The organism is Xanthobacter dioxanivorans, assembly GCF_016807805.1.
In the GTDB taxonomy this organism is placed as follows: Bacteria; Pseudomonadota; Alphaproteobacteria; order Rhizobiales; family Xanthobacteraceae; genus Xanthobacter; species Xanthobacter dioxanivorans.
Genome location: NZ_CP063362.1, coordinates 1,548,358 through 1,562,363, shown reverse-complemented (window position 1 = coordinate 1,562,363; position 14,006 = coordinate 1,548,358). Strand labels below are relative to the sequence as shown.

10 protein-coding genes are annotated in these 14,006 nt (G+C 71.3%); 5 read left to right on the top strand and 5 right to left on the bottom strand.

Annotated features, from left to right (window positions below):
• Positions 1–20 precede the first annotated feature (20 nt).
• The 3 genes from lysA to argH form a co-directional block, all read right to left on the bottom strand.
• On the bottom strand, positions 21–1,289 hold the full coding sequence (lysA, locus tag EZH22_RS07400; RefSeq protein ID WP_203195054.1) for a diaminopimelate decarboxylase: 1,269 nt from the start codon (positions 1,287–1,289) through the stop codon (positions 21–23).
• 190 nt (positions 1,290–1,479) lie between these two features.
• Positions 1,480–1,812, bottom strand: coding sequence for an LPS translocon maturation chaperone LptM (lptM, locus tag EZH22_RS31665; RefSeq protein ID WP_231711359.1), 333 nt, complete (start codon positions 1,810–1,812; stop codon positions 1,480–1,482).
• 98 nt (positions 1,813–1,910) lie between these two features.
• A complete protein-coding gene (argH, locus tag EZH22_RS07395) occupies positions 1,911–3,302 on the bottom strand; it encodes an argininosuccinate lyase (RefSeq protein ID WP_203195053.1) in 1,392 nt (463 codons plus the stop codon).
• Between the two features lie 106 nt (positions 3,303–3,408).
• Between argH and tlpA the strand changes: the two genes are divergently transcribed.
• The 5 genes from tlpA to EZH22_RS07370 all read left to right on the top strand — a co-directional run bounded on the left by tlpA (position 3,409) and on the right by EZH22_RS07370 (position 10,902).
• Positions 3,409–4,119 carry a thiol:disulfide interchange protein TlpA gene (tlpA, locus tag EZH22_RS07390; protein ID WP_408647723.1) on the top strand — a complete coding sequence of 237 codons (711 nt, stop codon included), beginning with the start codon at positions 3,409–3,411 and terminating at the stop codon, positions 4,117–4,119.
• 291 nt (positions 4,120–4,410) lie between these two features.
• Entirely contained in the window at positions 4,411–5,574 is a 1,164-nt protein-coding gene (gene wecB / locus EZH22_RS07385) for a non-hydrolyzing UDP-N-acetylglucosamine 2-epimerase (protein ID WP_333473705.1), read from the top strand.
• A 1-nt stretch (position 5,575) separates the two neighbouring features.
• Positions 5,576–7,864 carry a cellulose biosynthesis cyclic di-GMP-binding regulatory protein BcsB gene (locus EZH22_RS07380; RefSeq protein WP_203195051.1) on the top strand — a complete coding sequence of 763 codons (2,289 nt, stop codon included), beginning with the start codon at positions 5,576–5,578 and terminating at the stop codon, positions 7,862–7,864.
• A gap of 19 nt (positions 7,865–7,883) precedes the next feature.
• Complete coding sequence (locus tag EZH22_RS07375; RefSeq protein ID WP_203195050.1) at positions 7,884–9,998, top strand: glycosyl transferase family protein; 2,115 nt, start codon at positions 7,884–7,886, stop codon at positions 9,996–9,998.
• Between the two features lie 28 nt (positions 9,999–10,026).
• A complete protein-coding gene (locus EZH22_RS07370) occupies positions 10,027–10,902 on the top strand; it encodes an alpha-amylase family protein (RefSeq protein ID WP_203195049.1) in 876 nt (291 codons plus the stop codon).
• Between the two features lie 108 nt (positions 10,903–11,010).
• On the opposite strand, the gene purH is transcribed toward EZH22_RS07370, so the two are convergent.
• Both purH and EZH22_RS07360 read right to left on the bottom strand, forming a co-directional pair.
• Positions 11,011–12,600: a bifunctional phosphoribosylaminoimidazolecarboxamide formyltransferase/IMP cyclohydrolase gene (gene purH, locus EZH22_RS07365; RefSeq protein WP_203195048.1), complete on the bottom strand. Its 1,590-nt coding sequence runs from the start codon at positions 12,598–12,600 to the stop codon at positions 11,011–11,013.
• A 119-nt stretch (positions 12,601–12,719) separates the two neighbouring features.
• Positions 12,720–13,964, bottom strand: a complete 1,245-nt coding sequence (locus tag EZH22_RS07360) for a phenylacetate--CoA ligase family protein (protein WP_203195047.1) — start codon at positions 13,962–13,964, stop codon at positions 12,720–12,722.
• Between the last annotated feature and the right edge of the window lie 42 nt (positions 13,965–14,006).

Below are 14,006 nucleotides of genomic sequence, written 5' to 3'. Positions count from 1 at the left end.
AGCCTTTCGCGCCGTGCCCTTCACGCCAGCCAGGGGGCGGGGCGGTCGAGGGCGATGATGGCGTCGGCGTCGAGGCGCGGGCGCACCACGGCGGCCTGCGCGCCGCGCACCAGCACCTCGGGGATCAGCGGGCGGGTGTTGTAGGTGCCGGCCTGCACCGCGCCATAGGCGCCGGCGGTCATCACCGCGAGGAGGTCGCCCGCCTTCAATTCCGGCAGCGGCCGGTCGAGGGCGAGGAAGTCTCCGGTCTCGCACACCGGCCCCACCACGTCGGCGACGGCGAGGGCGGCGTCGGGCGCCGGCTCGGCGACGGGGATGATGTCGTGGTGTGCCTCGTAGAGGGTGGGGCGGATGAGGTCGTTCATGGCGGCGTCCACCACCACGAAGGTCTTGCCCTCGCCCTGCTTCACATAGATGACCCGCGTCACCAGGATGCCGGCATTGGCCACCAGCATGCGGCCCATCTCGAACACCAGCGGCAGCTTGAGGTCGCCCAGCGCCCGCGTCACCACCTCCGCATAGGCACGAGGGGCGGGCGGCACCGGGTCGGAGGCGGCATAGGGCACGCCGAGGCCGCCGCCGAGGTCCATGTGGTGCAGCCGGTGGCCGGCCGCCAGCAGGTCGCGCGCCAGCTCGGCCAGCAGCGTCACCGCATTGTCGAACGGCGCCATGTCGGTGATCTGGCTGCCGATATGCATGTCGACGCCGGTGATGGCGAGGCCGGGCAAAGCGGCGGCGCGGTCATACACCTCCCGGGCCCGCGAGATGGGGATGCCAAACTTGGTGGCCGACTTGCCGGTGGAGATCTTCTTGTGGGTCTTGGCGTCCACGTCCGGATTGACACGGACGGAGACCGGGGCGGTCATCCCCTTGCTGGTGGCCACCTCGGACAGGGCGGCCAGTTCCGGCTCGCTCTCCACGTTGAAGCACAGGATACCGGCATCGAGCGCCTGCACCATCTCCGCGCGGGTCTTGCCGACGCCGGAGAAGACGATGCGCCCGGCGGGCACGCCGGCCGCCAGCGCCCGCTTCAGCTCGCCGCCGGAGACGATGTCCGCCCCGGCGCCGAGGCGGGCGAGGGTGGCGATGACCGCCTGGTTGGAATTGGCCTTCAGGGCATAGCACAGGAGCGTGTCGCGCCCGGCGAACGCTTCCATGAACACCTGGTAGTGCCGCTCCAGCGTCGCGGTGGAATAGCAGTAGAGCGGGGTGCCGACCTCGGCGGCGAGACGGGTGAGGTCCACGTCCTCGGCGAACAGGCGGCCGGTGCGGTAGCTGAAATGGTGCATGGGATCGGGGCGGTCCGGGGGCCGGGCCGGGCCGTGGAAGATGCGGTCCGGGGCGGCGGAAGTCTGGGTCGTCCCCGCGCCGGGCCAGGGCCCGGCTGCGGGAGGAAAGGCTTTGAACCCGTGGGCCCCGCCTGCCGTCCCGGCCCGCCGCAAAGCCAGGGGACGGCGGCGGAGGGGCGGGTCGCGGGCGTCAGGTCACGGGTGGCGGATCAGAGCAGCCCGTCGAGGACGAAGGGCTGGTTCGGGCGTTCGACGCCGTGCAGGAGGTTCGCCGCGCCGCCCGAGGTCCCGCTGCCGGAGCCGGTGGATTTCTTCTTCTGCCAGTCCGCCTGCGGAGTGGCGCTGTTGAGGAAGTCGGCGGAGCTCTTGGGGCGACGTAGCCGTCGGACGCCTCGGTCTTCGCCTGCTTGGGGGGCGGGGCGGCCGCGTGGGCGCCCGGAGGCGGCTCCAACGGCCCCTTCACGCCGCAGGCCGCGACGGCCAGGGTGCCGCAAAGGGCGAGAAGAAGTCGAAGGGATCGCATCGCGTGCCGGGCTGTTCCTGAAAATGCGCCGCCACTATAGCCCGCGCCGCAGCAAAGGCGAGCCCCCCGCCGGCCCGGGGGGCCGTGACGGCGCCGGTTCACGCCGCACCGTTGCCCAGACGCTTCAGCCAGCGCTTCGCCTGCGCCCGCACGCGGGCCGGCGCGGTGCCGCCGTAGCTGGTGCGGCTGCGCACGGACCGCACCACCGAGAGCACCGAGAAGACGTCGTCGGTGATGCGCGTGTCGATGGCCTTCATGTCCTCCAGCGGCACCTTGTGCAGCGCAATGCCGCGGTCGGCCGCCAGCGCCACGATGTGCCCGGTAATATGGTGCGCCTCGCGGAACGGGATGTTCAGCGCCCGCACCAGCCAGTCGGCGAGGTCCGTGGCGGTGGAATAGCCCTGGCCGGCGGCGGCGGCCATGCGCTTCTCGTCGGGCACGAGGTCGCGCACCATGCCGGCGCTGGCCGCGACCACGAGGGACAAAGCGGAGAAGGCGTCGAAGGCGCCTTCCTTGTCCTCCTGCATGTCCTTGGCGTAGGCCAAAGGCAGGCCCTTCATCACCACCAGGATGCCGGTGAGGGCGCCGATGATGCGCCCGGCCTTGGCCCGCACCAGTTCCGCTGCGTCCGGATTGCGCTTCTGCGGCATGATGGACGAGCCGGTGGTGAACTTGTCGGACAGCTTCACCAAAGCGAAGGACGGCGAGGTCCAGATCACCACCTCCTCGGCGAAGCGCGACAGGTGCACGGCGCAGATGGAGGCGGCGGCGAGGGTCTCCATCACGAAGTCGCGGTCGGAGACGGCATCCAGCGAGTTGGCGGTGGGGCGGTCGAAGCCCAGCGCCTTCGCCGTCGCCTCGCGGTCGATGGGGAAGGAGGTGCCGGCCAGCGCCGCCGAGCCGAGCGGGCACTCGTTGAGCCGCTTGCGGGCGTCGGCGAGGCGGCCGCGGTCGCGGGACACCATCTCCACATAGGCCATCAGGTGGTGGCCGAAGGTGACGGGCTGGGCGGTCTGCAGGTGGGTGAAGCCGGGCATCACCGTGGCGGCGTGCGCCAGCGCCTTCTCCGCCAGCGCCAGCTGGAGGTCGGCCAGCTGCGCGTCGAGGGCGTCCAGCGTGTCGCGCACGTAGAGGCGGAAGTCGGTGGCCACCTGGTCGTTGCGCGAGCGGGCGGTGTGGAGACGGCCGGCGGGGGCGCCGATGAGCTCGGCGAGGCGCGATTCCACGTTCATGTGGATGTCCTCCAGCTCGCGCCGGAAGGTGAACTTTCCCGCCTCGATCTCTGACAGGATCGTGTCTAGACCCTTCTGGATCTTCTGCGCATCTTTCGCCGCCACGATGCCCTGGGCGGCCAGCATGGCCGCGTGGGCCTTGGAGCCGGCGATGTCCTGGGCGTAAAGACGCTGGTCGAAGCCGATGGAGGCGTTGATCTCCTCCATGATGGCGTCGGGCGCGGAAGAGAAGCGTCCGCCCCACATCTTGTTGCTCATGACGGACCCTCCACTGATGACCGAAGCCGACCCGTCCCGCCCGACCGATCAAGACGAGAACCGCCCCGGCGTCCAGGCCGGCGGACGCGGCGGACGGCTGGGGACGATGGGCCTGATCGTACTGGCGACGGTGGCTGGCGCCGCGGCCGGCGCGCTCGCCCTATACGGGATGAACCGGGTTCCCGGCAATGCACCGGCGACGCAAACCGCCGCATCGGCCTCCGACACCTCGGCCGCGGCCCCGTCCGCCGCCACCGCCGCGGATCCCGCCTGCAAGGCGAGCGTGGCGCGCGCCGAGGCGCTGAGGCCCCTGGCCAAGGGCGACATCGCCGCCCTCTCGCTGGCCACCGAGCCGCGCCGCCTGCCGCCTTTGTCCTTCGCCAATCGGGACGGACAGACGGTGAGCCTCGCCGATTTCAAGGGCCGGGTGGTGCTGGTGAACCTCTGGGCCACCTGGTGCGTGCCGTGCCGCAAGGAGATGCCGGCCCTCGACCATCTCCAGGCGACCCTCGGCGGCCCGGACTTCGAGGTGGTGGCGATCAATCTCGACACCCGCGACCCGGAAAAGCCGAAGGCGTTCCTCGCCGACATCGGCATCGGCCACCTCGCCTTCTACACCGACCCGGCGACCCGCACCTTCCAGGCCCTGCGCGCGGTCGGCCGCGGCTTCGGGCTGCCCACCACGCTGATCGTCGACCGGGACGGCTGCGAGCTCGCCTATCTCGCCGGCCCGGCCGAATGGGGCGGGAGCGATGCCCGGGCCCTGATCCGGGCCGTCGTCGACGGGGCGGCCGGGGCGACGCCCGCCGCGAACTGACGCAGCGTCATTTATAGGGCGCCGCACCGCGATCGACGGCACGGCTTAAGCCTCCTGCAACCTTCTGTTGGCAGAGTGCGAGCTGCATCGTGGGGGTGCCGATGCCGTCCGCTTTCACCATAAGGCGGCCCGGATCCCGCACGGCTGTGGTTGCGACTCCCATTCACGCGGCGTGAATGGTAAGACCTTCTCCTTGACATTGTGCCGTAGCGTTTCAAGCCCAAACGAATCAGTGGTGGCGGACCCTTGAGAATATTGTCGATTTTCGGCACACGGCCGGAGGCCATCAAGATGGCGCCGCTGGTCCAGGCCCTGGGCCGGGAGGCGGCGGTCAGCTCCTTCGTCTGTGTCACCGGCCAGCACCGCGAGATGCTGGACCAGGTGCTGCGCCTGTTCGACATCCGCCCCGACTTCGATCTCGGCCTCATGGCCCACAACCAGGGGCTTAACCGGCTGGCCGGCGGCGCCCTCGCGGCGCTGGACCCGGTGCTCGCGGAGGTTGCGCCCGATCTCGTGCTGGTGCACGGCGACACGACCACCGCCATGGCGGCCGCGCTCGCCGCCTTCCACCGCAGGATACCGGTGGGCCATGTGGAGGCGGGGCTGCGCACCTACCGCCTCGATCAGCCGTTTCCCGAGGAGATGAATCGCCGCGTGGTGGACGTGGTGAGCGGCCTGCTGTTCGCGCCCACGGTTCGCTCCCGCGCCAATCTGGAGGCCGAGCGCCTCGATGGGCGCATCGTCGTCACCGGCAATACCGTCATCGACGCCCTCCAGGCGACGCAGGTGCGGATCGAGGCCGACCCGGACCTGTGCGCGGCGCTCGATGCGCAGATGCCGGCGCTCGACCCGGCCAAGCGCATCGTCCTCGTCACCGGGCACCGCCGGGAGAATTTCGGCGACGGCTTCCGCAACATCTGCGACGCGCTGGCCGACCTCTCCCGCCGCGACGACGTGGAGATCGTCTACCCCGTCCATCTCAATCCCAACGTGAAGGGGCCGGTGCACGAGGCCCTGGTGGGCCGGGCGAACGTGCACCTCGTGCCGCCGCTCGACTACCTGCCGTTCCAGCGGCTGATGCAGCGGGCCTACATCGTGCTGACCGATTCCGGCGGGGTGCAGGAAGAGGCTCCCGCCCTCGGCAAGCCGGTGCTGGTGATGCGCGAGGTGACCGAGCGGCCGGAGGCGGTGGATGCCGGCACCGTGCAGCTCGTGGGCACGTCGCGCACCGCCATCGTCGGCGCGGTCAGCCGGCTCCTCGACGATCCCGCGGCCCGCGCCGCCTACGCGGACCGGATCAACCCCTACGGCGACGGGCAGGCCTGCCGCCGGATCGTGGACTGCATCTGCGGACGGCCGGTGCAGGAATTCTCGCCCCTTCCCATTTCCCATCCGCCCGCCGCGCCAGCGCCCCGGCGTTCCACCGGCCTCGACGCCCTGCTCGTGAGAGACTGACATGAGACACGACCCCGCCTTTCGCACGGCGCCCGGCAAGACTGCCCTCCGCGCCGCCCGCCTCCTGCCGGCCGGTCTCCTCGCCGCGGCGCTGCTGAGCTTTCCCGCCGCCGCCCAGGGGCCGAACCCGGCCCCGGCCCCGGCCGCCGTGCCCATGGCACCGGCGCCGGCGCTCGATCCGGTGCTCTCGGCGGTGCAGGAACGCGCCGCCGACACGCGGGTGACGCGCTCCTTCACCCTCTCCGACCTCGGCATTGAGGATGCGGTGGTGCTCCAGGGCATGGATGCGCGGCGGGACATCTACCTGCCGGTTCCGGCCGGCGTGCCGCTCGACGGCGCCAGCATCGCCGTCGAGGGCGACTATCTGCGCGGCGACGGCGGCCGCACCACCATGGTGGTCTCCGTCGACGGCGTGCCCGTCTACTCGCGGCGCCTCGAAGCCGACAACGGCAGCGCCGCCGCCACCATCGCGGTGGACGGGCGCCCGCGCGAGACCGGCTTCGTGCGCTTCGGCACCGCCTGGTCGTCGGTCATCGGCGAGTATCTGTGCGCCGACGAGCGGGGCATCGGCAACGTCCTGAAGGTCAGCCCGAAGACCCGCTTCACCTATTCCTACGACGCGGGCGCGGTGCGCAACCTCGCCACCGCCTGGAGCGCCATGCCGGGCTCCGGCTCCATCCTGGTGGCCGGCGGCACCCTCTCCAAGGACACCTACGACACCGCCTGGCGGCTGGGCGTGGCCCTCGAATCCTCCGGCAAGCGGCTGCGGGTGAAGACCCTGCCGGCCATCGGCGACGACGTGGACCTCACCGGCATCCAGGTGCCGGCCTCCCTGCGGCAGGTGGCGCCGTTCTCCGCCTTCGTCGGCGCCGGCACCTACCGCATCCGCGACGCCTCCGAGATCGGCGCGCTGCTGGTGCTGCCGGGCTCGCCGCTCGGCGCCGACATCGCGGTGGCCGACGCGCAGCTGCTGTCGGGGGTCCGCGGCGCCCTGGACGCGCTCGGCGCCCGCCTCGGCAATGCCGGCGCGGCGTTCGGCGAATGGCGGGCCAAGGCGGCCAGCCTCGGCTCGGTCACCGTCGCCCCCGACGAGGTCAGCCTCCAGTTCCTCGCCGGCCGGCCGGTCATCGCGGTCGGCGGCGCGGCGGGCGGCAAGGCGGCGCAGCTGTTCGACAGCCTGTGGCGCACCTCGCTCTCTTCCAGCACCATCACCATCCGCGCCGTGGACACCGCGCCGGAGAACCCCTCCTCGGTGGCCCTGTCGAGCCTCGGCCCGGCCGCCGGCAACATCGACGTGCTCGCCCGCGGTGACTGGGTGCTGAGCTTCGACCTCGCCGCCGCCACCGGCGGCAAGAGCCTGCCGAGCCGCCTCAACCTCGATGTCGCGGCCTCGCCCGGCGCCTCCACCTCCGAGCCGGTGGTGGCGGTGTTCCTCAACGACGTGCTCCTCGCCGCCAAGCGGCTGGAGGCGACCGGCCATCCCGAGCACATCTCCGCCGCCGTGCCGCCCTACGCCCTGGCCGCCCGCAACGTGCTGCGCGTGACCTTCCAGCGCCAGCCGGTGAGCGACAAGTGTCGCGAGACGCCCCAGGCGTTCCCCGTGGCGGTGCTGCCCACCAGCCATTTCGAGCTGGGCGGCTCGGCGCCGGGCGGCGACTTCCTCGGCGTGATCTCGGCGATGGCCGCCGGCGGCAAGCTGGTGGTGCCGGATTCCTACCTCGCCACCGGCAAGACGAGCCTGCCGCGGGTGGTGCGCGCCGCCGCGGCGGCGGGCCTGCCGGCCTCCACCAGCACCTTCGACGTGGCCGCCCTCGGGGCCGGCTACCGTGCCGCCGGCGGCTTCCTCGCCCTCGACGTGCCGGTGCAGGGGGTGACGCTGAAGGCCCGGGTCGAGGGCGAGCGCCTCGTGGTCGGGACCGACGACAAGGCCCGCCTGCTCGACATCAGCGGCCTCAAGAACGTGGCCCTGGTGCAGGCGGTGCGCGGCGACGACGCCCGCGGCATCGTCTGGCAGAGCATCGGCCCGGTTCCGATGACGCCGGCCAAGCCGGTGCGCCTGTCGCGCGGCGACGTGGCCCTGGTGGGCGTCGACGGCACGCTGACCGAGCTGACCGCGTCCGGCGCGCCCATCGGCACCGTCCGGGTGGCCGACACGGACGGTCCGTCCGGCACGCTGCAGCGCCTGTGGCAGAACTCCGCCGACTGGGGGCTGCCGCTGGGAATCGGCGCCGCCGCCCTGTTCTTCCTGCTGCTGATCCGCGCGTCGCAAGTGCGCCGCCGCGGCAACTGATAGGCTGGGAACCGCCGCCATGCAGCTTTATTGGCCTTATCTCCTCGCCGATTACATCCGCTTCGTGGAGTATGTGGCGGCGGGCGTGGCGGTGATCATCCTGATCTCGTCCATCGACGACCTGTTCGTGGACGCATGGTACTGGGGGCGGCGGATCTACCGCCGCTTCGTCATCGAGCCGTTCATCCGGCCGCTGACCCCGGCCGCCCTCTACCAGAGGGACGAGCAGCCGATGGCCATCATGATTCCCGCATGGCTGGAATCCCCCGTGATCGCGGCCATGATCGAGAACATGGTCTCGGTCATGGACTACCGGCGCTACATGATCTTCGTCGGGACCTATCCGAACGATCCCGACACCATCGCCGAAGTGGAGCGCATGCGCCGGCGCTACAAGCAGCTGGTGCGGGTGGAGGTGCGCAATCCCGGCCCCACCAACAAGGCCGACTGCCTCAACGCCGTGGTGCGCGCCATCTTCCAGCACGAGCAGATGACCGGCACCGAGTTCGCCGGCCTGGTGCTGCACGACGCCGAGGACGTGCTGCATCCCCTGGAGCTGCGCTTCTTCAACTATCTCCTGCCGCGCAAGGACCTGATCCAGATCCCGGTCTACTCGCTGGAGCGCCACTGGTCGGAGCTGGTGGCCGGCATCTACATGGACGAGTTCGCCGAGTGGCATGCCAAGGATCTCGTGGTGCGCGAGAGCATCGCCGGCTCGGTGCCCTCCGCGGGGGTGGGCACCTGCTTCTCGCGCAAGGCCATCCTCCACATGCTCAACGAAGGCGACGGCGACGTCTTCAACACCGCGAGCCTCACCGAGGACTACGACATCAGCGCGCGCCTCTACCACGCGAAGATGCAGTCCATCATCGCCCGCCTGCCGGTGGAATACCGGGTGACGCGTGAATCCTTCTTCGGCTTCGCCAAGCCGAAGGAAGTGCATCTCACCATGCCGCTGTGCGTGCGCGAGTTCTTCCCCGACACCTTCCGCACCTCCTACCGGCAGAAGGCGCGCTGGGCCCTCGGCATCGCCTTCCAGGGCTGGCGCCAGATGGGCTGGGAAGGCAACTGGGCCACCAAGTACTTCCTGTTCCGCGACCGCAAGGGCATCCTCACCTCCATCGTCGCGGTGATGGCCTACGTGGTGGCGGCGCACTTCCTGCTGATCTACGGCGCGGAAAGGCTCGGCGTCCTGCCGGCGCGCTATCCCTCCATCTTCGCCACCGAGACGTGGCTGCTGGCGGTGCTCACCGGCAACGCCGTGGCCTTCGCCCTGCGGCTGATCCAGCGCTTCTACTTCGTCAGCGTCGTCTATGGCTGGGAACAGGGGCTCATGTCCGTGCCCCGCGTGGTGATGGCCAATTTCGTCAACTTCGCCGCCACGGTGCGCGCCTGGCGGCTGTTCCTCGACCACGTCTTCCGCGGCAAGCGGATCGTCTGGGACAAGACCGCCCACGATTTCCCCGATGCCCTCGAGCTCGGCCAGTCACGCCAGCGCCTCGGCGAGCTGCTGCTCACCTGGCAGGCGGTGCTGCCGGAACATGTGGAGCAGGCCCTCGCGGTCCAGGACGAGCGCCAGCAGCCGCTGGGGCGCATCCTCGTCTCGCGCGGCTGGCTCGACGAGGAGACCCTCGCCGAGGCCATCGCCTTCCAGTCCAACCTGCCCCGCACCCATGTGACCGAGCAGATGGTGCGGCAGTTCCACGATCTGCTCCCCCTCGACCTCATGGTGCGCCGGCGCATCCTGCCCGTCGGCGAGGACGCGACGGGGCGCCTGGTGGTGGCGGTGCCCTCGCCCCTCAGCCAGAAGGCCCTCGACGAGGTCCGCGTCGCGGTGGGCGACCTGCCGCTCCAGCGCATCGCCCGCGAAAGCGAGATCAATGACGGCCTGCGCCTGCTGCGCGGCGTGTCGCCCGGGCTGGAGGGCCACCAGTCGCCGCCGCTCCTCGGCGACCTGCTGCTGGAAAAGGGCCTGATGCAGCGCGAGGCCTTCGATGCGGCCATGGAGAACTACCATCCCGACGTGGACGGGCGCATCGGCGAGTATCTCGTGCGTTGCGGCATCGTGAAGGAAGAGGCGATCCTCGCCACCGTCCGCGAGCAGGAGCGCCGCCTCGCCGTCGCACCGGCATGAGGCGCGGCCGGCGCCCGCAGGCCCGGCGATGAACCGCCGCCTTCTTCTCGCCGGGCTCGCAGGCGGCGCCGTGGGGACCGCCGCCGGTGCCGCCGGCTTCGCCGGGGCCGAGCGCATCGCGGCGCTGCACCGGCCGAGGACGCCGGGCCTGCTGGATGGCGTGGTCTGGCAGGTGCACGGCGGGGCGCTCGACCCGCGCGGCGACTGGGACTTTCTCGGTGCGCGCAGCCTCCTGGTGCAATGGCTGGTGGCGGACGACACCGCCTTTGTGCCCCTGCCCGGCCTCGGCCTGTCCCTGGTCGCGGACCCTCCCAACTGGACCCGCATCGCGCGGGAGCCCTGGGCGCGCAGCATCATCGCCGGCCTCGCCAGCCGCTTCAGCGAGCCCACCGCCCGCAAGCAGGTCCTCGACCTCGGCGCCCTGTCCGCCCGGATCGCGCGGCAGCCTTTGCCGTTCCGGCCGGCCGGCTTCTATTTTCCGGTGGAGGCCGACCCCACCTGGGCCGAGGTGGGCAAGATGGCGGCCGCGACCGCCGCCATTCCCCGCCCGCTCTGGGTGAGCTGCTACGACAATTCCAACGTCGGTCCCGAGGCGCTGGCGGACTGGATCGAAAACTGGCTGCCGAAGGATGTGGGGCTGTTCTTCCAGGACGGCGTCGGCGTCTACACCCGCGCGCCCCTGGCGGCGCGGCGCTATGCCGAGGTGATCTCCGCCCGGCTCGGCGCCAGGCGCTTCCGGCTGATCGCCGAGGCCTTCCGCCCGGCGGAGACCGGCACCTTCCGCGCCGCCACCGCCGAGGAGCTGCTGGCCCAGCTGAAGGCCTACGAGGGGTTCGACACCTTCGTCTTCGACGGTCCGCACTATGTGGACCGCATCCTCGTGCAGAAGCTGCTCAAGGGGTAGGATCGGTCGGCATTAGGCGGCCCGGGCTCCTCCCGAACCGCCGTCATGGCGGGCTCGTCCCGGCCCTGCGGATCTCCGCCTGTCCCGGGCCCGCCCGCCCAGCGCCTGTCAGTGCCGGAAATGCCGCACGCCGGTGAACACCATGGCGAGGCCCGCCGCGTCCGCCGCCGCGATCACCTCGGCGTCGCGCATGGAGCCGCCGGGCTGGATCACCGCCGTCGCCCCTGCCTCCACCGCCGCCATGAGGCCATCGGCGAAGGGGAAGAAGGCGTCGGAGGCCACCACCGAGCCCTTGGTGAGCGGCTCCCTGAGGCCCAGGGCCTCGGCCGCGTCCAGCGCCTTGCGGGCGGCGATGCGGGCCGAATCCACCCGGCTCATCTGCCCGGCGCCGATGCCCACCGTGGCGAGGTCGCGGGCATAGATGATGGTGTTGGACTTCACGTGCTTGGCCACGCGGAAGGCGAAGCGCAGGTCGGTCAGCTCCCGGTCGGTGGGGGCGCGCTTGGTCACCACCTTCAGCTCCAAATCGTCGGCGCTGGCATTGTCGCGGCCCTGCACCAGCAGGCCGCCGGCCACCGTCTTCACCGTCATCCCCGGAGCGCGCGGGTCGGGCAGGGCGCCGGTGAGCAGCAGGCGCAGGTTCTTCTTGGCCGCCACCACCGCGATGGCCTCGTCGGTGGCGTCGGGTGCGACGATCACCTCGGTGAAGATCTCCACCATGGCGCGGGCGGCGTCGGCATCCAGCGTGCGGTTGACGGCGATGATGCCGCCGAAGGCCGAGACCGGATCGCAGGCCAGCGCCTTGGCGTAGGCCTCGGCGAGGGAGGCGCCCTCGGCCACGCCGCAGGGATTGGCGTGCTTCACGATCACCACCGCCGCGGTGCGGGCAGGGTGGAACTCGGCCACCGCCTCGAAGGCGGCGTCGGTGTCGTTGATGTTGTTGTAGGACAGCTGCTTGCCCTGAACCTGCCGCGCCGTGGCGACGCCGGGGCGGATCTCGTCCGAGGCGTAGAAGGCGGCGGACTGGTGCGGGTTCTCGCCGTAGCGCAGGGCCTCGATGAGCCGGCCGCCCACGGCGCGGAAGTCCGGCGCGACCTCCTTCAGCTCGCGGGCGAACCAGTTGGAGATGGCCGCGTCATAGGCGGCGGTGCGGGCATAGGCCTTCTGCGCCAGCTTGCGGCGCAGGGGCAGGGTGGTGCCGCCGTGCTCGGCGATCTCATGCAGCACCGCGTCATAATCCGCCGCTTCCACCACCACGGCCACGTCGCCATGGTTCTTGGCGGCGCCGCGGATGAGGGCCGGGCCGCCGATGTCGATGTTCTCGATGGTCTCTTCGAAGCCGGCCTTGCGGGCGACGGTGGCCTCGAACGGATAGAGGTTCACCACCACGAGGTCGATGGGGGCGATGGCATGCTCGGCGAGCGAGGCCTGGTGGCCGGCGTCCGAGCGGATGGCGAGGATGCCGCCGTGCACCTTGGGGTGCAGGGTCTTCACCCGTCCGTCCATCATCTCCGGGAAGCCGGTGAGGTCGGACACGTCCTTCACCGGCAGGCCGGCCTCGGCGATGGCCTTGGCGGTGCCGCCGGTGGAGACCAGCTCCACTCCGTGGGAGACGAGGGCGGCGGCGAACGGCACGAGACCCGTCTTGTCGGACACCGAGAGGAGGGCGCGGGTCACGGGACGGATATCGGCGGTCATGGAGCGGCTCCGGGGATGAGAATGCCGCTCGCCTAGCACCATTGGGCCCGCATCGCCAGCGGCGGGACCCCGCCGCGCCGCATGGGAGGGGAGGCGCGACGGCATGGCCCGCGGCAAGGTCATACCGGCCGGCGGTCCTCGATGGTCTTGGCGTCGGCGGGCAGGGTGCCGGGCGCGAGCACGGCGAGGCGGCCGCGCAGCTTGGTGGCGGCGCGCAGGTCCTCCAGCAGCCCCTCCTGCGACAGGGCGGCGGCGTCCTGGACCTCGATTTCGAGCAGCATGTCGTCGGCGTCGCCGGCGCGGTCCACCACCAGGCGGGCCTTGGCCACCGCCGGATGCTTCTTCACCGCCGCCGTCACCTGCACCGGGTGCACGAACATGCCGCGGATCTTGGTCACCTGGTCGGCCCGGCCCATCCAGCCGCGCAGGCGGACATTGGTGCGCCCGCAGGGGCTCAGGCCCGGCAGCACGGCGGAGAGATCGCCGGTGGCGAAGCGCACGAGGGGATAGTCGGCTTCGAACAGGGTGACCACCACCTCGCCCACCTCGCCTTCGCTCTCCACCGGATCCCCGGTGCCGGGGCGCAGGATCTCCACGAGGCAGCCCTCGTCCACGATCAGGCCTTCCTCCGCCTCGCTCTCATAGGCGACGAGGCCGAGGTCGGCGGTGCCGTAGCACTGGCGGGCGGTGATGCCGGCGGCCCTCAGCTCCGCCCGGTGGGGCGGCAGGAAGGCCTCTCCCGTCACCAGCGCCTTCTTCAGGGACGAGATGTCGGTGCCGGTCTGGCGCGCCTTGTCCACCAGGATCTTGAGGAAGGACGGCGTACCGCCATAGCCCTGCGGGCGGATGTCGGCGATGGCGCGCAGCTGCAGGTCGGTCTGGCCGACGCCGCCCGGCACCACCGCGCAGCCGAGCGCATGGGCGCCGCCCTCGATCATCGAGCCGGCGGGGGTCAGGTGGTAGGAGAAGGAATTGTGCACGATGTCGCCGGCGCGGAAGCCGGCGGCGAACAGCGCCCGGCCGAAGCGCCAGAAGTCGGCGCCGTGGCCTTCCACGTCATAGATGGGGCCGGGCGACATGAAGATGCGCGCGAGCTTGCCGGGCGGCGTGGCGTTGAGCCCGCCGAAGGGATAGCTCCGCGGCTGGATCTCCAGCAGGTCCGACTTGCGGGTGACGGGCAGGGCGGCGAGCGCCTGCCGGCTGGTGATCGCCTCCGGCTCCACGTCCTTGAACAGGGCGCCGAAATAGGCGGACTTCGCCTTGGCATGGGCGATCTGGGCGGCGAGGCCGGTGAACAGGGCCTTTTCCCGGGCTTCGCGATCGCGGGTCTCGCTGGAATCGTAATGGCGGTTCGGATCGGTCATGGTCGGGCTCATGTCAGAGGCTGGCCAGAGAGGTACTCTTGC